Below are 16,811 nucleotides of genomic sequence, written 5' to 3'. Positions count from 1 at the left end.
GGCCCAGCGATCAGAGTGTCCCCCTCCAAGGGTGAAGCTCCCTGGACTGGAAACCGAGTTCGTAAACACGGCCTAGGTGGGCAGGCGGAGGTGGATCCGCACAGTGGTGCCGAAGCTGCTGGTGTGTATGCGGACGAGATCGGCGATTTGGTTGGCCAGCAGTAGTCCGCGGCCGTGGCGTTCACCGCCTTTGACCGGGCGGCGTCCGGCGAGCGGATCGGTGAGATGGCCGGCATCGCTGACATCGCAGATCAGGTGCCTGTCGTCGGCCCAGACGCGGAGGGTCCCGGTGCCGCCGCCGTGTTTGATGCTGTTGGTGAGCAGTTCGGTGGCGGCGATTTCAAGGTCAATGAGCTGGGTGACCGAGAGGCCGACCTTCAGGCCGTATGAGGTGAGGAACCAGCGGGCGTTGTCAAGGGTGGTGTGGTCGACGGCGCGTTCGATCGCCGACCGGGGCGGGGCCGGGAGCCGCTGGCCGTAGTCGGCGAAGACCCGGTCGGGGTCGTACTGGTCGCTGTGGTGGCGCCCGTTGCGGTCGATCAGAATCGGATGCGTGGCACGGGCGTCGGCGAGCATGCGCCGGTCCAGTCCTGCGGAGTCATAGGGGCACAGGATGGTGGCGGCGCGGCCGGTGAACGCGAGGTTGATCAGGGCTTCGTGTTGGGCGCAGGCGGGGTACTCGGTCTCGGTGCGACCGGGCCAGGTCGACTCGGTGATGATCCGTACCCAATGGTCGAGGTGAGCGTCGGCGAAGGCACGCAGCACACCGGGGATGATCCGCCCCGGATTGGCGCCGGCCTCGGCCATGTCGATCAACAGGACGTGTCCGGCGCAGTCACCGAGCGCGTCCCGCACTGATGCCAGATTGGGTGGGGGCACGGCGATCGCGACCGGATCGCCGGCGTTGAGGCCCGCGTCGATGTACGGGATCGTGCCCGCCAAGTAGGCGTCGGCGCCGGAGTAGAACAGTGCGGGGTGCTCGAACAAGATCTCCGTCTCGGGGAAGTGTGCTCCGGTCATGGCGCGGCTCCTTCGATCATGATCGTGGCCACGCCGCCGGTCGCACGACCGCAGGTGGCCGCAGCGCTTAGGGCGACACGGTGGTCAGGATGCGCTTCTGGTCAGGCCCTCCCGCAGGTTCGTGAGTATGCGGTTGAGCAGTCTGGAGACGTGCATCTGCGAGATGCCGACCTCCTGGGCTATCTGGGTTTGGGTCATGTCTCCGAAGTAGCGCAGCCCGAGGATCGTGCGCTCGCGGCCAGGAAGTTCCTGCAGGAGCGGCATCAGCGATTCGTGGTTGTCGACAAGTTCGAGGGCGACGTCTTCATCTCCCAGGGATTCGGCCAGGGGCGCTCGTTCCCCGTTCCCGAACGGCGACTCGTCGAGCGAGACCGCTCGGTATACCTGGGCAGCCTCGTAGCCCTCGGCCACTTCGCTCTCGGTGATGCCGAGGTGGCCGGCCAGCTCGGCGCCGGTGGCAGGCCGGTCGAGGTGCTGGGACAGTTCGGCACTGGCCTGATTGATCGACGCCCGCAGCTCTTGGAGTCGGCGGGGGACGCGCATCGGCCAGCTGGTGTCTCGGAAGTGGCGGCGCACCTCTCCCATGACCGTGGGGACGGCGTATGACAGGAAGCCGGTGCCACGACTGGGGTCGAACCGGTCGACCGCGTTGAGAAGTCCGATCGAGGCAACCTGGACCAGGTCGTCCTTGGCTATGCCCTTGCCTGAGTACCGCTGGGCGATGTGCTGGGCCAGCGGCAGGTATCCGATGACCAGACGGTCCCGGAGCTGGGAGCGTCGCGGGTCGTCGGAGCCGAGTTGCCGGAGCTCCTCGAAGAGCGGTGCGAGATGGCTGTACTCGTTCGGGGTGGAGTGTGATGTTGGTGATTGATGGTCGGTCATGGATTACCGTCCTGCCGGATTGACTGTTGATCACCGGCGGCATCGTTGACTTGCTGGGACAGGCCACCTTCGTGGCCGGGCATGTCCGGGAACCAGAGCGCCCCTCCTGTGGCGAGAGTATCGATACCGGGAGGTGTGTATTTCCCTACGAGCAAGTAGGGTCCCTGTGCCACCAGTTCGCTTGCGAATCAAAAAAGGTGCGGGAGTTGAATCTTGAAACATTCGCATCGACTCCCATCATGGGACCGACGCTATCACGATATGGTGATAATTCCATTCGTTGGAAGGCAGTCGATATTGCTAAACATCAAAATAGTGCCAACCTCAAGAAATATTCATCGAAGAAGCCTCGTGTCTATTTTCACAGTATCCGGCAAACAGCGAGAATCTAATGCGAAGCGATCCGTCCAGCATCGGGAATACCAGGATAAGAGGGATGTATACGCAGGTCGCAGGGTAAATGGTGGTGGATTCGATGGATATTTTCTCGTTGCGGAGGAATTTGCGGACTTCCACATAAAGTATTGTGGAGAATTGAACAATCCGGCTGAGGATCGTGCACGTCGGATATGCGGACCGAAGCGCCTCCGTAAACTGCGGTCTGAGAATTTCCAATTTGCTTTTATGCGCCGCGGCGAGGAGCATTTGTTGGATCAGCCGTGCAGGCGCCACAGGGGCGGGAGCTCCCAGAATTGCCACCGGAGCTTCGTGGCCATAATTCGAGGTGAAACTTTCATGGTTGACCGTCGCGCCTTGTCGGTGTGAGCGATCATCTGAGGGGACATGCGCAGGCTCGCGCCGTCTCATCAAGAAGCGCTGCGCAAGCGGGTCATGGGCGCGATCGAGGATCGCATGACCACGGCCGAGGCGGTCCGGGTCTTCGGCGTCTCGCGCGATTCGACCCGGAACCGGAAGCTCTGCTCTGCCGCCGTCGGCGTAGCAGGGATGGTCTCGGTTCGGCCCGGCCGCTCGGGTCTGGTAAAGGCGGCGTGCTGGCCCGACGGGACTCTCCAGAACTGCCGTAATCCGAAAGTTGGCGACCTGGAGGCGGTGAGGCTCCGAACACGTTGGTTTCCGAACCAATGAAGGAGGAGTGGACTCGGGTCCGTCACTGCGTTGAACGGCTGGTTGTCGGGACGGTGTCCCTTGTTTGTCCACATTGACGCCGGTGCTCGGTCACCAGCGGGTATTGTGTCCGGCTTCAGATTTCGGACGGCTGGTCGGTTCCTGGACAGCGTCTTCGGTAACGTGGCTGTTCTGGATATGACCGGGTCGGTTGACGGTGCTCACAGCGGGAAGCCGGTATCGTCATGGCATGAGACCTCCCCTCTCATTTGTTCCCGTTCCGACCGCAGGCCGCCGGTGGATGTCACTGCGCGTCGCCGATGCCGAACTCGCTTTGGTCGGCCTGATCGGCCACCGTTGGTTGGGGTTTGACAGCGGTGGCGTGGCGTGGTGATCGAGTTCAGCGCGGTGGCAGAGCCAGCGGCAAAGATCTTGGCGCAACAGTTGGTCCGTGATGCATTGGGCCTTGATCCTTTGGTGTTGACACCCTCCTGCCCGAGGCGGTGCGCGACGTCTACTACGAGGCGGTCGGCGTCATCATTACCCTCATCCTGCTCGGCCGGCTGCTGGAGGTGCGCGCCAAGGCCGGCACCGGCGCGGCCATCCGCGCCCTGCTCGGCCTCCAGGCCCGCGCTGCCCGGGTCGCCCGCGGCGGTGAGGTGGTCGAGATCCCGGTCGACCGGGTGCGCCTCGGCGACCAGTTGATCGTCCGCCCCGGGGAGAAGGTCCCGGTCGACGCGGTCGTCCTCTCCGGTGACTCCGCTGTGGACGAGTCGATGGTCACCGGCGAATCCATGCCGGTCGGCAAGCACCCCGGCGACACGGTCGTCGGCTCGACGATCAACACCACCGGTTCACTGCGGGTGCGCGCCAGCGGCGTCGGCGCCGACACCGTACTGGCCCAGATCATCCGCATGGTCAAGGCCGCCCAGGCGTCCCGGGCACCGATCCAGCGGTTCGCCGACGCGGTCTCCGGCGTCTTCGTGCCCGCCGTCATCGCCATCGCCGTCGCCGCGTTCGCCGCCTGGTTCGTCCTCGGCCCCGAGCCGACTCTAACCTTGGCGCTGGTCTCGGCGGTGGCGGTGCTCATCATCGCCTGCCCGTGCGCCCTCGGTCTGGCCACCCCGCTGTCGATCATGGTCGGCACCGGCAAGGGCGCCCAGGCCGGCATCCTGATCCGCTCGGCCGAGGCCCTGGAGACCGCCCACAAACTCGACACGGTCGTGCTCGACAAGACCGGCACCATCACCGCCGGCAGGCCCGCCCTGACCGACGTCCACGCGACCGGCGACTGGACCGAGGACGAGCTGCTGGCCCTCGTGGCCGCCGCCGAAGCCGACAGCGAGCATCCGCTGGCGGCGGCCATCGTCGCCGGAGCCGGGAAGGCGGGCGCCCGGGCGGGACCCGCGACCGCGTTCGAGTCGATCACCGGCAAGGGCGTCAGCGCCACGGTCGAGGGCAGGGAGATCCTCGTCGGCGCCCCGCGGCTCCTCACCGACGCCTATATCGACCCCGCCGGGCTCACGCCGATCGCGGCCGCGTTCGCCGACGAGGGCAAGACGCCCGTCATGGTCGCCGTCGACGGCGCACCCGCCGGAGTGCTCGCGGTCGCCGACACGCTGAAGGACGACTCGCGCCAGGCGGTCGCGGCGCTGCGCCGGCTCGGACTCCAGGTCGTCATGATCACCGGCGACAACGCCCGCACCGCCGAGGCCATCGCCGGACAGGTCGGCATCGGACGGGTCCTCGCCGAGGTCCTGCCGGAGCACAAGGCCGACGAGATCCGCCGTCTCCAAGGCGAGGGGCGGCGCGTGGGCATGGTCGGCGACGGCATCAACGACGCTCCCGCCCTGGCGCAGGCCGACGTCGGTATGGCCATCGGCACCGGCCCGACGTGGCCATCGAAGCCTCCGACATCACCCTGATATCAGGGTCGCTGACCGGCGTGCCGACCGCGATCGGCCTGTCACGGGCGACGATGCGCAACATCCGCCAGAACCTGTTCTTCGCCCTGGTCTACAACGCGCTCGGCGTCCCGATCGCCGCCGGGGCGCTCTACCCGCTCCTGGGCATCCGCCTCAACCCGGTCATCGCCGCCGCCGCGATGGCGCTCAGCTCGCTGTCCGTCGTCGCCAACGCCAACCGCCTCCGCCGCCACCGCACCGACCATGTGCGGACGGCGGCCCTCCAAGACCCGATCGACCCGACACCTGAGAGGAACACGGCAATGACACACGACCACGAAGGCGACTGCGGCCACCACGCGAACGGCGGATGCGGGCACCACGAGCCCGCTGCCGGCGAGGAGACCGCCGAATGTCCGGTCATGGGCGGCACCGTCGTCAGATCCGACGCCGAAGCCGAGGGCCTGTTCCGCGACTTCGAGGGCCGCCGGTACTGGTTCTGCTGCGCCGCCTGCGCGCCACAGTTCGACGCCGACCCGGCCAAGTACGCCACGGCAGCCTAGTGAATCGGCGTCCCGACGGCGCTCACGCGACCGCACCCGAGGTGCGATCGACGAAGCGCACGCCGACGGGTTGGACACCATCCGCGACGGGCTCAACGCCACCATCGCGCGCACCGACTGAGACGACGCATGACACCGAAGGAGCACCACGTGCACGAAACTCCCATGACCTACCGCCTCTTCGCGGCCGACGAGCCGGAACTCGTCCGCGCACCCGCCGCGCACTACCTCCCCGGGCTCGGCACTGTCGTCCCCGGAACCGACGACTTCTACCGCAAGAAGGCGCTCATCGCCGACCTCGCGCGCGCCCTGACCGGCGAGGCGACGCCGGTGGTCGAGATCCAGTACTGGTATCCCGACCGGACGCACCTGCGCCGCAGCGGCCCTCACCACGAGATCCGCCTCGACGCGTTCACCCACGAGATGCCACAGGACACGCTGCGTACGATCCTCAGAGACCGGGTTGCATGAGGCGCCGAACCGGACCCCACGCCAGCAGCGCGCCCACGGATCACCCGTCGCGGCTAGCGTGATGGCCATGCCAGGACTATCAAGTCCGCTCGGAGATTTCCTCGGTGCGCAACGCGCGCGGATCACCCCCGCCGAGGTGGGCCTTCCCGACGTCGGCGGACGGCACGTGGCGGGCCTCCGCCGAGAGGAAGTCGCCCTCCTCGGCGGCGGTGATCGCCCCGGCGGCGAGCAGGACGTAGATCAGTGGATTGTGGATCTGCCGTAGGATGCGCGTCGGGAGACTGGTTCGCGCGGCGATGGGCAGGAGGTTGGGACCGGTCCGAGCCAGAATCTCGGCTGCGCCCTCAGCGGTCAGTCCATATCGGGAGTAGCCCTCCAACAGTAGGAGCGTCTCGTCGGCTGTCAGCCCGTGGTACTCGGGAGTCACGCTCTAGTCGGTCGTGGCCGTCACCGCGTGTCGCCTTCCGAGGACGCCTTCAGGACCGCTGCCCGTCCGGCCTCGAGCCTCGCGATCGGGACCCTGAACGGGGAGCACGACACGTAGTCGAGTCCGACCCGGTCGAAGAAGCGGACCGAGGACGGGTCGCCGCCGTGTTCACCGCACACTCCGATCAGGAGGCCCCCACGCACGGCGCGGCCCTCTTCGACCGCGATCGACACCAGCCGCCCGACGCCCTCCTCGTCGAGGGAATCGAACGGCGAGGCCGCGAATATGCCCTTCTTGAGATAGGCCGGGAAGAACGAGCCTTCGACGTCGTCGCGCGAGAACCCCCATGTGGTCTGGGTCAGGTCGTTGGTGCCGAACGAGAAGAAGTCGGCGTGCTCGGCGATGCTCGCGGCGGTGAGCGCGGCCCGCGGCAGCTCGATCATCGTGCCGATCCTGGCGCGGACCTCGATCCCGGACGACTCCGAGACGTCGTGGAGGACGCGCACGATCTCCTCGCGCATCAGCTCGAACTCCTCAACCCCGCCGACGAGCGGCACCATGATCTCCGGTCGCGGATCGTCCCCCGCCCTGATTCGCGCCGCGGCCGCCTCGGCGATCGCGCGGACCTGCATGGCCACCAGGCCCGGCACGACCAGGCCGAGTCGCACCCCGCGCAGGCCCAGCATGGGGTTCTGCTCGTGGAGGCGGCGGACCGCTCTGAGTAGCCGGACGTCGCCCTCGTCGATCGCACCGCCGGCCTCGGCCAGCGCGACTTTGACCGACAGTTCGGTGAGGTCGGGCAGGAACTCGTGGAGTGGCGGGTCGATGAGCCGGATCGTCACCGGCAGCCCGTCCATAGCGGCGAGGATGCCGACGAAGTCGCCCAGCTGCATCGGCAGCAGCTCGGCGAGCACCTTGTCCTGCTCCGCCGCAGACTCGGCGAGGATGAGCTCCTCGATGTGGTGGCGGCGTTCGCCGAGGAACATGTGCTCGGTGCGGCACAGGCCGATGCCGTCCGCTCTGAACTGGCGGGCCCGTTTCGCGTCGGCCGGGGTGTCGGCGTTGGCGTGGACGCCGAGGCGCCGACGCTCGTCGGCGTAGATCATCATGCGTGAGACCGCCTGGACCACCGGGTCGCGGCGGCGGACCGCGGCGTCGAGGCGGCCTTCGAAGTACTCGACTACCGGTGAGGGCACCACGTCGATCGTTCCCGAGTAGACGCGTCCGGTGGATCCGTCGATCGAGATCGTGTCGCCTTCGCGGACGACAACGCCGTCAGTGGTGGTGAACTGGCGCCGATCGGCGTCGATCTCCAAGCCGTCCGCACCGACCACGCAGGTCTTTCCCATACCACGTGCGACGACCGCGGCGTGCGAGGTCTTGCCGCCGCGGCTGGTGAGGACGCCTTCGGCGGCGATGATGCCGGGAAGGTCGTCGGGGCTGGTCTCGCGCCGCACCAGGATCACGTTCGGGTCGGTGCGGGCGGCGGTCGCGGAGTCGAAGACGGCGGTGCCGACAGCCGCGCCCGGCGAGGCCGGCACTCCCGTGGCGATCGGCTTCGCTTCGATGTGCGGGTCGAACTGCGGGAACATCAACTGCGTGAGCTGCTCGCCGGTCACTCGGCCCAATGCCTCCTCGACGTCGATCAGCCCGTCGTCGAGGAACTGGATTGCCAGCCGGAAGGCGGCCGCGGCGGTGCGCTTGCCGATCCGGGTCTGGAGCATCCACAGTCTCCCGCGCTCGATCGTGAACTCCACATCGCACAGGTCTCGGTAGTGGCCCTCCAGCAGTGCCATGATGCGCCGGAGTTCCGCGTAGGAGACAGGGTCGAGCCGTTCGAGATCTTGGAGCGGGACGGGGGTGCGTATCCCCGCGACGACGTCCTCGCCTTGGGCTTCGGAGAGGTAGTCCCCGTAGACGCCCGGTGTGCCGGTCGCGGGGTCGCGAGTGAACGCGACGCCGGTGCCGGAGTCGGGGCCGAGGTTGCCGTAGACCATCGCCATCACGTTCACGGCGGTGCCGAGGTCGTGGGGGATGCGCTCCTGGCGGCGGTAGACGCGGGCGCGTTCGGTGTTCCAGGACTCGAACACGGCTCGGATCGCCATGGTGAGCTGCTCGCGGGGGTTCTGCGGGAAGTCGCGGCCGGTCTCGTCGCGGACGATCGCCTTGTAATTCGTGACCAGGCTGCGCAGCGTGGCCGCGTCGAGGTCGACATCGCCTGCCGCGCCGGTGGACCGCTCGACCGTCTCGAGCACCGTGCTGAACCGGGCGGGGTCGATGCCGAGCACGGTGGAGCCGAACATCTGGATGAGCCGACGATAAGAGTCCCAGGCGAACCGCTCGCTGCCCGCGGCGGCCGCGAGCCCGTCCACGGATGCGTCGTTGAGTCCGATGTCGAGGATGGTCTCCATCATGCCGGGCATGGAGAATTTCGCGCCCGACCGTACCGAGACGAGCATCGGGTCCGAGGCCGAGCCGAAGCGCTTGCCGCGCTCGGACTCCAGCCGGCCCAAGTGCGCGTCGATCTCACCGGCCAGCTCAGGCGGCACCTGGCCGTCGGCCAGGTAGAGGCGGCAGGCCTCGGTGGAGACGGTGAATCCCGGCGGGACGGGGAGACCGAGATTGGTCATCTCGGCGAGACCGGCGCCCTTGCCTCCCAGCAGTTCCTTGTGGTCCTTGTCGCCTTCATCGAATGCGAACACGAATCTACGGCTCGTTCCGGCCATCGCTCCGACCTCCTAGATGCAAGTGCTTTCCTCCATTGGAACCGGCTCCGCGCCGGAGTGTGCGGGTCCGATGGCCCCGAGCACCCCTGACTTTCGTCCCGGCGGGACGGGTGAAGCAGGACAGCAGAGAACGATTCGTTGTCCGTATCGACGGCTCCGCCAAGTCTTGGAGGCGCTGCGATGAGCGATGTGGCAGATGGGCTCCAGACCGATCCTGAGCGCTTGAGCGTTCGACGGTCTCGCCGCCCGGATGCTGCTACCGTCAATCTACAAAAGGTGATCGCGCCTCCTTCTGGAGCCGGTCCGCCTGACAGCGGCCGTGCTCCCTGAAGGTCGTCGGTGCACGGTCACATCATTTTCCAGATGGTCCCGACGGGGGGTAGGAGTGGAGAACAAGCGAGCCCCGGTCGAACTCGACCCGAAGCTCGCGCTCGGCCTGCTCGGGCACGCCGAGTTCGGGCGAGTCGCCTTTGTCTTCAATGGGGTCCCCACCATCAGGCCGCTGAACCACGTCGTCGTCGACGGCCGGGTCATCGTCTATACACGACATTCGTCGGCGTTCGCGCGAGAGGTCTTGCACCAATCGAGTCTGCAAGTGGCCTACCAGGCGGACGAGATCGAACCGCACAGCAGACTCGGCTGGAGTGTTCTCATCACCGGCACCGCCACAGTCGTCTCCAGAGAACGTCACTCTGAGCAGCTCGGAATGCAGGTCCGATCATGGCTCGATCGCCCCTTGGACACGGTAATCGCCATCAGACCGCGGGAAATATCGGGTCTGCGCCTCACGATCGGAAAATGACCCCGCCATTCCTGACCGGTACGTCGCAGCTCCGACGAAACGAACCCGTCGGCAACCGACGACGGCCGTTCCGGCGCGACCGTGCGACCGCATCGAAAGGGAGTGTCTGACACCTGGTGCTGTCGTGCTTTCGATGGCAGTGCTCAGAGAGCGGATCCGAGCGGGCGGCCGAGGGCCGCGAGCCGGCCCCGGCGTACACCGAACATGCCGCGATCATCCGCCGCAAGCTCGGCGAGCACGACCAGGAGGTCGCCGTGCTCAAACGCTGGCTCGACCGCGCACCGCCGGGCCGGCGAGAGGGCTCGAAGATCGCCGAACGACCGGCGAAGCTGCAGTGCTGAACCCTCGTGTTGAGCCAAGCCTCCCAGAGCCTGCCGAACCTCGACGGGACGGTACGCGGTTGTGCTATTGGTCTGTGTTCATTGCGGTGCAGCAGGCTACGTCTTCTGTATCGAGTGGAAGACCTGCTTGTCATTGCAGGAGGCACTGCTTACCGGCTTTCGAGGGCCTCGCGCTGCGGTCCGGATCGCGATAGTGGCGACACCGGCGACCGCGGCTGCGGCGAGCAACGGAACAGCTGCCTTCGCGGCTCGTGGCGGCAGGACGAACTCGAACAGCGGCACCGGGTCCCCGAACCGTTGTTGCAGCGGTGCCAGCGGGCAGCCGCCGCGGCCGATCAGCAGGCCGACGCCTTCGAGTGAGAGGGCCGCGATCGAGGCTGCGAGCACTCGGTCGCGGCGTCCGGTGAGGGCGCAGGTCCACACGTGCGCGAGGCTGCCGAGTTCGGCCGCCGCGATCGCGGTGTGAAGGCCCCGCAGCGCTGCGGCGCGGCGGTCGAGGCGTCCCGATGCGTTCATGTCGTCGGCTTGACCGGCCGGAGCGTCACAAGGGGCCTGGATCTGTGCCGCTCAGTCGGGCGCGCATCTCGGTGTAGGTCGCCGAGTCGATTTCTCCGGCGGCATAGCGCCGGTCGAGCGTCTCACGCGGCGTCTCCCTGTGATCGACCGAGACGTGGCGCGATTCGATCGCCCGACTCAGCCTGATCACCATCCAAACCGCCAGCGCCAGGACCGCGACCCAGAAGAGCGTCATGAACCCCATCCACCACCAGTCGCCGCCCGACATGTGGTCGGATCGGTAGTTCCAGTCGTTGTGCCACATCTGATACCTCATCGATCTCACCCGTCTTGATCATCTGGTTCTGATTTCGCCCGCATTCGTCACGCCCTACTTCTCGACGGTCAGCTGCTCGGCGGCGAGCTTCGCCGCCCAGCGGCGGGCGCGCTGGACTTCGTCGGGCAGCAGTGGTCCAAGGGTCTTCTTGACCGAGAAGCTCTCCGGGCGGCCGACGACGCGGAAGCCGGACCTGCGGAGCCGGCGAGTCGCGACTCGCGCGGCAGAGCCGGGGATGCGGAGTTCGGTCCGCGTGTCGAAGGCGACCGCTCGTGTGCCGTGCGGGGCCTCGACCTCTCCCAGCCATTCACGCAGACCGATACCGCTGGAGACCAGGCCCCGCTGAGCCTGCTTGGCCGCTTCCTCGCGGGTGGCGGGGCGACTGAGGGAGAAGGCGTGCGTCGGTGCGCAGACGACCAGCAGCCCGATCTTGGGATCGATCACCTTCGGGGCCTCGCCCACCTCGATCAGCTCGACGGCCAAGCGTTCGGACAACGCCCCCGCCACGGCCTCGGCCAATTCCTTCGTGTTGCCGAACATCGACTCGTACACCACTACGGCTCGCATTGCGGCCACCTGCCTTCGGATCGTTCGGGCCCTTTCGTTCATTGGATCGCGCGTCGTGGACCCTCGCGCGGGTCCGAGGTCATGCGCATCGCCGACCTTCGTCCCACTTCAGGCGGGGCCGCTCGCCTCGCGGGACCTTCGGTCCGCAGCTGGGGCCCTATGGCACCTGCCGCGGTCGCCGACGCGGCGGTTGACTCGGAGAACGCAGAACAGAGGGGGAGTCGTGTTCGAGACGAGAATCCACGGGCGAGGCGGCCAGGGCGTGGTCACCGCCGCCGAAATGCTCTCGCTGGCCGCGTTCATCGAAGGCAGGTTCGCGCAGGCGATCCCCAGCTTCGGCTCCGAGCGCACCGGCGCACCCGTCATCGCCTACTGCCGCATCGCCGATTTCCGGCTGCGAACCCGCGAACCGGTGTCCCGTCCCGACGCCCTGATCATCCAGGACCCGACGCTGCGGCACGTCGGCGGTATCTTCGACGGCCTGCCCTCAGGCGGTTACCTCCTGATCAACTCGGCCCGCCCGATCGAAATGCTGGGGATCGACGCCCACCTGGGCCATCTCCACCGTTCCCGCGTCAAGGCCCTGAACGCCGGGCAGATCGCCCGCTCCCATCTCGGCCGGCCGCTCCCGAACACCGCACTGCTCGGCGGCTTCGCGGCCCTGACCGGGCAGCTCGCGCTGGAGTCGGTGCTGGAGGCGATCCGTCAGACCTTCGGCGGCGACGTCGGCGAGGCGAACGTCCGTGCCGCCGCTGAGGCGTACCGCCAGGTGGCCGCCAAGTCTCGGGATCGTCGCCATGCGTGAACAGATCGAAGGCTCTCAGGCCGTTGCGCGAACGGTGGCGTCCTGCCGTCCCGACGTGGTGTGCGCCTACCCCATTTCGCCCCAGACCCACATCGTCGAGGCGCTCGCCGTGCTCGCCCGCACCGGGAAGCTCGGCGCGGCCCAGTTCGTCAACGTCGAGAGTGAGATGGCCGCCCTCTCGGTCGCCATCGGCGCCTCCGCGACCGGCGCGCGCACCTATACCGCCACCGCCAGCCAGGGGCTGCTGTTCATGGCCGAGGCCCTCTACAACGCCGCCGGGCTCGGTCTGCCGATCGTCATGACCGTCGCCAATCGCGCCATCGGCGCGCCGATCAACATCTGGAACGACCACTCCGACTCGATCTCGCAGCGCGACTCGGGCTGGATCCAGTTGTACGCCTTGGACAATCAGCACGCCGCCGACCTCCACCCGGTCGCCTACCGGCTCGCCGAGGAGGTTTCGGTGCCGGTCATGGTGTGCGTCGACGGTTTCGTGCTCACGCACGCAGTCGAACCGGTCGATCTGGCCGAGCCCGAGCGGGTCGACGCCTTCCTGCCACCGTTCCGGCCCCGCCAGGTCTTGGACCCGGCCGACCCGGTCACCATCGGGGCGATGGTCGGGCCCGAGGCGTACACCGAGGTCCGCTACCTCGCCCACACGAACGCGAAGCGGGCACTGGAGCGCCTGCCGGTGCTGGCCGCCGACTACGCCGCACGCGTCGACCGCTCCGTCCCCGCCATAGCGGACGCCTATCGGGCGGTCGGAGCCGAGACGCTCGTGATCGCGATGGGCTCGGTCGTCGGCACCCTTGAGGACACCGTCGACGAGCTCCGAGGCGAAGGCGTCGGAGTCGGCGCTCTCGGCCTGGTGGCCTTCCGGCCCTTCCCGGTCGACGTGATCCGCGCCGCCGTCGCCGGCCGCGAACGGGTCGTCGTGCTCGAGCGGGCCCAGCCGACCGGCAGCACGGGGGTGATCGGCACCGAGATCCGCGCCGCCGTCCCCGGCGGCCCGCCGATTCATTCGGTCGTCGCCGGACTCGGCGGGCGGCCCGTCACCCGCGCCTCACTCAAGGCCGTGATCGAGGCCGCGAACCGCGGCGAACTCCCAGAATTGTCCTTCATGGACCTTGATACCGGACTCATCGAAGCCGCAGGGAGCCGACCATGACTACGCAGCGCGTCAAGTTCTACCAGGTCGGCAGCTTCGCCGTCGGCAACCGCCTCCTCGACCCCGAGCAGCGCACCATCCAATCCGGGCCCGACCGCGCCAATGCCCTGACCAGCGGCCACCGCGCCTGCCGCGGCTGCGGCGAGGCCCTCGGCGCCCGCTTCGTGCAGGACGCGGCCATGCGCGCCGCCGGCGGAAAGCTCATCAGTGTCAACGCCACCGGCTGCCTCGAGGTCTTCTCCACGCCGTTCCCCGAGACCGCCTGGCAGGTGCCGTGGATCCACTCCCTGTTCGGCAATGCGCCGTCGGTCGCCTCGGGCGTCGCCGCCGCGCTGCGCGCCAAGGGCGACACCCGGACCCGCGTCCTCGGTCAGGGAGGCGACGGCGGCACCGTCGACATCGGATTCGCCTCCCTCTCGGGCATGTTCGAACGCGGCGACGACGTCCTGTTCGTCTGCTACGACAACGGCGGCTACATGAACACCGGCGTGCAGCGTTCCGGGGCCACCCCGCCCGCGGCCCGCACCGCCACCACACCGGCCGTCGGCCCGGCACCCGGCAACCCGTTCGGCCAGGGCAAGGACGCCGCGCGCATCGCCGTCGCCCACCGAATCCCGTACGTGGCGACCGCGACCGTCGCAGACCTCCACGACCTCGAGGACAAGGTCACCGCCGCCATGGAGCTGCACGGCGCCCGCTACCTCCACGTACTCGTGCCGTGCCCGCTCGGGTGGGGGAGCGACGCGTCCGAGACCGTGAAGCTCGCGCGCCTCGCCGTCGAGACCGGCCTGTTCCCGCTCTACGAAGCCAGAGAAGGCCGGATCGCCGCCGTCACGAGGCTCCGCCGCGGGCCGGTGCCTGTCGAGGAGTACCTGCGGCCGCAGAAGCGCTACCGGCACCTGTTCGAGCCCGAACGCGACGAAGCGACACTCGACCGCCTCCAGTCGATCGCCGACGCCAACATCGACGAATACGGCCTTGCATCGGAGGAGTCATGACCCGCGACCGACAACCCCTCCCGTTCGCCATCACGCTGGCGACCGGCACCAGCCTGGCCAACCGGACCGGCGCCTGGCGCACCGAGCGGCCCGTCTACCGCGACCTGCTGCCGCCGTGCAACAACGCCTGCCCGGCGGGCGAGAACGTCCAAGGCTGGCTCTACCCGGCAGAGGCGGGCGACTACGAAGGCGCCTGGCGAACCCTCATGGCCGACAACCCGTTCCCGGCGATCATGGGCCGCGTCTGCTACCACCCGTGCCAGACGGCGTGCAACCGCGGCCTCCTCGACGAGGCAGTCGGCATCAACGCCGTCGAGCGCTTCCTCGGCGACCACGCGATCGAACAGGGCTGGACCGTGCACGCCGAGGCCGCGCCGACCGGCAAGCGCGTCCTCGTCGTCGGCGCGGGACCGGCCGGGCTGTCCGCCGCCTACCACCTGCGCCTCCTCGGCCACGAGGTCACCGTCGCCGACGCGGCCGAGGAACCCGGCGGCATGATGCGCTACGGCATCCCGGCCTACCGGCTGCCCCGTGACGTCCTCGACGCCGAGATCGGCCGCATCGAGCGGATGGGCGTCGAATTCGACCTCGGCCGCCTCGTGACCGACCTCGACGCCGCGCGCGAGGGCTACGACGCGGTCTTCCTCGCCGTCGGCGCCCAGCTCTCCAAGCGCGCCTACATCCCGGCTGGAGAATCCGCGCGCCTCCTCGACGCCCTCACACTCCTCCGTTCGGCGGCCGAAGGCGAGACCGTCCGGCTCGGCCGCCGTGTCGTCGTCTACGGCGGCGGCGACACCGCCATGGACGCCGCCCGAACCGCCCGCCGCCTCGGCGCCACCGAGGCCCTCGTCGTCTACCGCCGCACCCGCGAACGCATGCCCGCACATGAGTCCGAAGTGGCCGAGGCACTCGAAGAGGGCGTCCAGATCCGCTGGCTCTCCACCATCGCCGCCGCCGACGGCGAGTCGATCACCGTGGAGCGCATGGAACTCGATGAGACCGGCTTTCCCCGCGCCACCGGCGAGTTCGACACCCTCGCGGCCGACAGCGTCGTCCTCGCCCTCGGCCAGGACGTCGACCGCGCGCTCGTCGAAGACCTCCCCGCGGTCGACGGCGCGGTCGCCGTCGACGACGACTTCATGACCGAGACACCCGGCGTGTTCGCCGGCGGCGACATGGTGCCCTCCGAGCGCACCGCCACAGTCGCGATCGGACACGGCAAGCGGGCCGCCCGCCGCATTCACTCCTGGCTCACCGCCACCGAACCCAAGGCTCTGCCGCCGATGCCGCTCGCGGCTTTCGAGCGGCTCAACCCCTGGTACTACGCCGACGCGCCGCACCAGGTCCGGCCCCGCCTCGAGATCGCCCGCCGCACCGACACCTTCGACGAGGTCGTCGGCGGCCTCGACGCCGAGACCGTCCTGTTCGAGGCCCGCCGCTGCATGTCCTGCGGCAACTGCTTCGAATGCGACAACTGCTACGGCATGTGCCCCGACAACGCCATCGTCAAGCTCGGGCCCGGCAAGGGCTTCGCGATCGACCTCGACTACTGCAAGGGCTGCGGGATCTGCGCGGCCGAGTGCCCCGCCGGGGCCATCACCATGATCGAAGAGGAGAGCTGATGAGCCGCATCGCCGTAGGCGTGCTCAAGGAGCGCGCCGCAGGAGAGCACCGTGTGGCCCTCGTGCCCGAGGCCGTGGCCGGACTGAACGAGGCCGGATTCGACGTCTACGTCGAATACGGCGCCGGGACCCGCTCCTGGTTCACCGACCAGGACTACCGCGACGCCGGAGCCGTCGTCGAAGGACCAGGTCAGCTTCGCCAGCGCTGCAAGATACTCCTGTGTGTTGAACCGCCCGGCATCGAAGGGTCGGTCACCCCGCATGCGGAGCAAGTGCTCATAGGACTCCTGCGGCCGCTGCATCAGCGGCACCGTGTCCAGGCCTGGGCGCGCCAGGGCGTCACCGCGATCAGCCTCGACATGCTCCCGCGCACACTCTCCCGCGCACAGACAATGGACGCGCTCACTTCGCAGGCGCACATCGCCGGATACCGGGCGGCACTGGTCGCCGCGGCCGCCTACCGCCGGTTCATGCCGATGCTCACCACCGCGACCGGCACCATCCGGCCCGCCGCGGTCCTGGTGCTGGGATGCGGCGTCGCGGGCCTGGCCGCGATCGGCACCGCGCGGCGCCTCGGCGCGGTCGTCACCGCCTACGACGTGCGAGCCGCGGCCGCCG

At 68.5% G+C, this 16,811-nt stretch carries 15 protein-coding genes and 3 pseudogenes; 11 read left to right on the top strand and 7 right to left on the bottom strand.

Going from position 1 to position 16,811, the window contains the following annotated elements; genetic code table 11:
• Positions 1–72: 72 nt before the first annotated feature.
• Positions 73–1,020, bottom strand: a complete 948-nt coding sequence (locus JFB92_RS24065) for an anti-sigma factor RsbA family regulatory protein (RefSeq protein WP_199044398.1) — start codon at positions 1,018–1,020, stop codon at positions 73–75.
• An 84-nt stretch (positions 1,021–1,104) separates the two neighbouring features.
• Positions 1,105–1,902 (bottom strand): SigB/SigF/SigG family RNA polymerase sigma factor, encoded by a 798-nt coding sequence (locus JFB92_RS24060; RefSeq protein ID WP_199044396.1) that lies wholly within the window; start codon positions 1,900–1,902, stop codon positions 1,105–1,107.
• Positions 1,903–2,685: 783 nt separating this feature from the next.
• Here JFB92_RS24060 and JFB92_RS24055 point away from each other — a divergent pair.
• From JFB92_RS24055 to JFB92_RS27115, 4 genes and pseudogenes are all read left to right on the top strand, one after another.
• On the top strand, positions 2,686–2,988 hold the full coding sequence (locus JFB92_RS24055; RefSeq protein WP_199044395.1) for a hypothetical protein: 303 nt from the start codon (positions 2,686–2,688) through the stop codon (positions 2,986–2,988).
• A 467-nt stretch (positions 2,989–3,455) separates the two neighbouring features.
• Positions 3,456–5,434 (top strand): annotated as a pseudogene (locus JFB92_RS24050) (heavy metal translocating P-type ATPase); the annotation flags it as partial.
• 150 nt (positions 5,435–5,584) lie between these two features.
• Positions 5,585–5,905: a hypothetical protein gene (locus JFB92_RS24040; RefSeq protein WP_199044393.1), complete on the top strand. Its 321-nt coding sequence runs from the start codon at positions 5,585–5,587 to the stop codon at positions 5,903–5,905.
• Between the two features lie 67 nt (positions 5,906–5,972).
• A pseudogene (locus JFB92_RS27115) lies at positions 5,973–6,113 on the top strand (transcriptional regulator); the annotation flags it as partial.
• A 15-nt stretch (positions 6,114–6,128) separates the two neighbouring features.
• On the opposite strand, the pseudogene JFB92_RS27110 reads toward JFB92_RS27115, so the two are convergent.
• Both JFB92_RS27110 and ppdK read right to left on the bottom strand, forming a co-directional pair.
• Positions 6,129–6,332: pseudogene (locus JFB92_RS27110) on the bottom strand (cation-transporting P-type ATPase); the annotation flags it as partial.
• A gap of 20 nt (positions 6,333–6,352) precedes the next feature.
• Positions 6,353–9,058 carry a pyruvate, phosphate dikinase gene (ppdK, locus tag JFB92_RS24030; protein WP_199044391.1) on the bottom strand — a complete coding sequence of 902 codons (2,706 nt, stop codon included), beginning with the start codon at positions 9,056–9,058 and terminating at the stop codon, positions 6,353–6,355.
• Between the two features lie 385 nt (positions 9,059–9,443).
• On the opposite strand from ppdK, the gene JFB92_RS24025 reads away from it, so the two are divergent.
• The gene (locus tag JFB92_RS24025) at positions 9,444–9,860 is read left to right on the top strand and encodes a pyridoxamine 5'-phosphate oxidase family protein (RefSeq protein ID WP_199044390.1); all 417 of its coding nucleotides are present in this window, start codon (positions 9,444–9,446) and stop codon (positions 9,858–9,860) included.
• A gap of 116 nt (positions 9,861–9,976) precedes the next feature.
• The gene (locus JFB92_RS24020; RefSeq protein ID WP_199044389.1) at positions 9,977–10,201 is read left to right on the top strand and encodes a hypothetical protein; all 225 of its coding nucleotides are present in this window, start codon (positions 9,977–9,979) and stop codon (positions 10,199–10,201) included.
• 96 nt (positions 10,202–10,297) lie between these two features.
• Here JFB92_RS24020 and JFB92_RS24015 read toward each other — a convergent pair whose 3' ends face one another.
• Genes JFB92_RS24015 through JFB92_RS24005 form a run of 3 tightly spaced genes read right to left on the bottom strand, consistent with a single transcriptional unit; the run spans position 10,298 to position 11,600 of the window.
• A complete protein-coding gene (locus JFB92_RS24015; protein ID WP_199044388.1) occupies positions 10,298–10,717 on the bottom strand; it encodes a hypothetical protein in 420 nt (139 codons plus the stop codon).
• A 25-nt stretch (positions 10,718–10,742) separates the two neighbouring features.
• Positions 10,743–11,033 (bottom strand): SHOCT domain-containing protein, encoded by a 291-nt coding sequence (locus JFB92_RS24010; RefSeq protein ID WP_199044387.1) that lies wholly within the window; start codon positions 11,031–11,033, stop codon positions 10,743–10,745.
• A gap of 54 nt (positions 11,034–11,087) precedes the next feature.
• A complete protein-coding gene (locus JFB92_RS24005; protein ID WP_199044386.1) occupies positions 11,088–11,600 on the bottom strand; it encodes a flavodoxin family protein in 513 nt (170 codons plus the stop codon).
• A gap of 223 nt (positions 11,601–11,823) precedes the next feature.
• Here JFB92_RS24005 and JFB92_RS24000 point away from each other — a divergent pair, with 223 nt between their 5' ends.
• The 5 genes from JFB92_RS24000 to JFB92_RS23980 form a co-directional block, all read left to right on the top strand.
• Positions 11,824–12,405: a 2-oxoacid:acceptor oxidoreductase family protein gene (locus JFB92_RS24000; protein WP_199044385.1), complete on the top strand. Its 582-nt coding sequence runs from the start codon at positions 11,824–11,826 to the stop codon at positions 12,403–12,405.
• On the top strand, positions 12,398–13,573 hold the full coding sequence (locus JFB92_RS23995; RefSeq protein ID WP_199044384.1) for a transketolase C-terminal domain-containing protein: 1,176 nt from the start codon (positions 12,398–12,400) through the stop codon (positions 13,571–13,573). The genes JFB92_RS24000 and JFB92_RS23995 overlap by 8 nt, the downstream gene beginning before the upstream one ends.
• Positions 13,570–14,571, top strand: a complete 1,002-nt coding sequence (locus JFB92_RS23990) for a thiamine pyrophosphate-dependent enzyme (protein ID WP_199044383.1) — start codon at positions 13,570–13,572, stop codon at positions 14,569–14,571. The genes JFB92_RS23995 and JFB92_RS23990 overlap by 4 nt, the downstream gene beginning before the upstream one ends.
• Positions 14,568–16,193: an NAD(P)-binding protein gene (locus JFB92_RS23985; RefSeq protein WP_199044382.1), complete on the top strand. Its 1,626-nt coding sequence runs from the start codon at positions 14,568–14,570 to the stop codon at positions 16,191–16,193. Before JFB92_RS23990 ends, JFB92_RS23985 begins: the two co-directional genes overlap by 4 nt.
• On the top strand, positions 16,193–16,811 hold a 619-nt coding region (locus JFB92_RS23980; protein ID WP_504779056.1), incomplete at its 3' end, for a Rossmann-fold NAD(P)-binding domain-containing protein. The genes JFB92_RS23985 and JFB92_RS23980, both read left to right, overlap by 1 nt.

Origin of the sequence: Glycomyces salinus (assembly GCF_016428645.1) — a bacterium.
In the GTDB taxonomy this organism is placed as follows: domain Bacteria; phylum Actinomycetota; class Actinomycetes; order Mycobacteriales; family Micromonosporaceae; genus Glycomyces; species Glycomyces salinus.
Note: the sequence above shows the minus strand (reverse complement) of the source record. Positions and strands in the feature narration are given on the sequence as shown.

Excerpts from the sequence above, each read along its gene's own strand:
- JFB92_RS24065 (WP_199044398.1), bottom strand. The coding sequence starts at position 1,020 with ATGACCGGAGCACACTTCCCCGAGACGGAGATCTTGTTCGAGCACCCC.
- JFB92_RS24060 (WP_199044396.1), bottom strand. The coding sequence starts at position 1,902 with ATGACCGACCATCAATCACCAACATCACACTCCACCCCGAACGAGTAC.
- JFB92_RS24055 (WP_199044395.1), top strand. The coding sequence starts at position 2,686 with ATGCGCAGGCTCGCGCCGTCTCATCAAGAAGCGCTGCGCAAGCGGGTC.
- ppdK (WP_199044391.1), bottom strand. The coding sequence starts at position 9,058 with ATGGCCGGAACGAGCCGTAGATTCGTGTTCGCATTCGATGAAGGCGAC.
- JFB92_RS24015 (WP_199044388.1), bottom strand. The coding sequence starts at position 10,717 with ATGAACGCATCGGGACGCCTCGACCGCCGCGCCGCAGCGCTGCGGGGC.
- JFB92_RS24010 (WP_199044387.1), bottom strand. The coding sequence starts at position 11,033 with ATGAGGTATCAGATGTGGCACAACGACTGGAACTACCGATCCGACCAC.
- JFB92_RS24005 (WP_199044386.1), bottom strand. The coding sequence starts at position 11,600 with ATGCGAGCCGTAGTGGTGTACGAGTCGATGTTCGGCAACACGAAGGAA.
- JFB92_RS23995 (WP_199044384.1), top strand. The coding sequence starts at position 12,398 with ATGCGTGAACAGATCGAAGGCTCTCAGGCCGTTGCGCGAACGGTGGCG.
- JFB92_RS23990 (WP_199044383.1), top strand. The coding sequence starts at position 13,570 with ATGACTACGCAGCGCGTCAAGTTCTACCAGGTCGGCAGCTTCGCCGTC.
- JFB92_RS23985 (WP_199044382.1), top strand. The coding sequence starts at position 14,568 with ATGACCCGCGACCGACAACCCCTCCCGTTCGCCATCACGCTGGCGACC.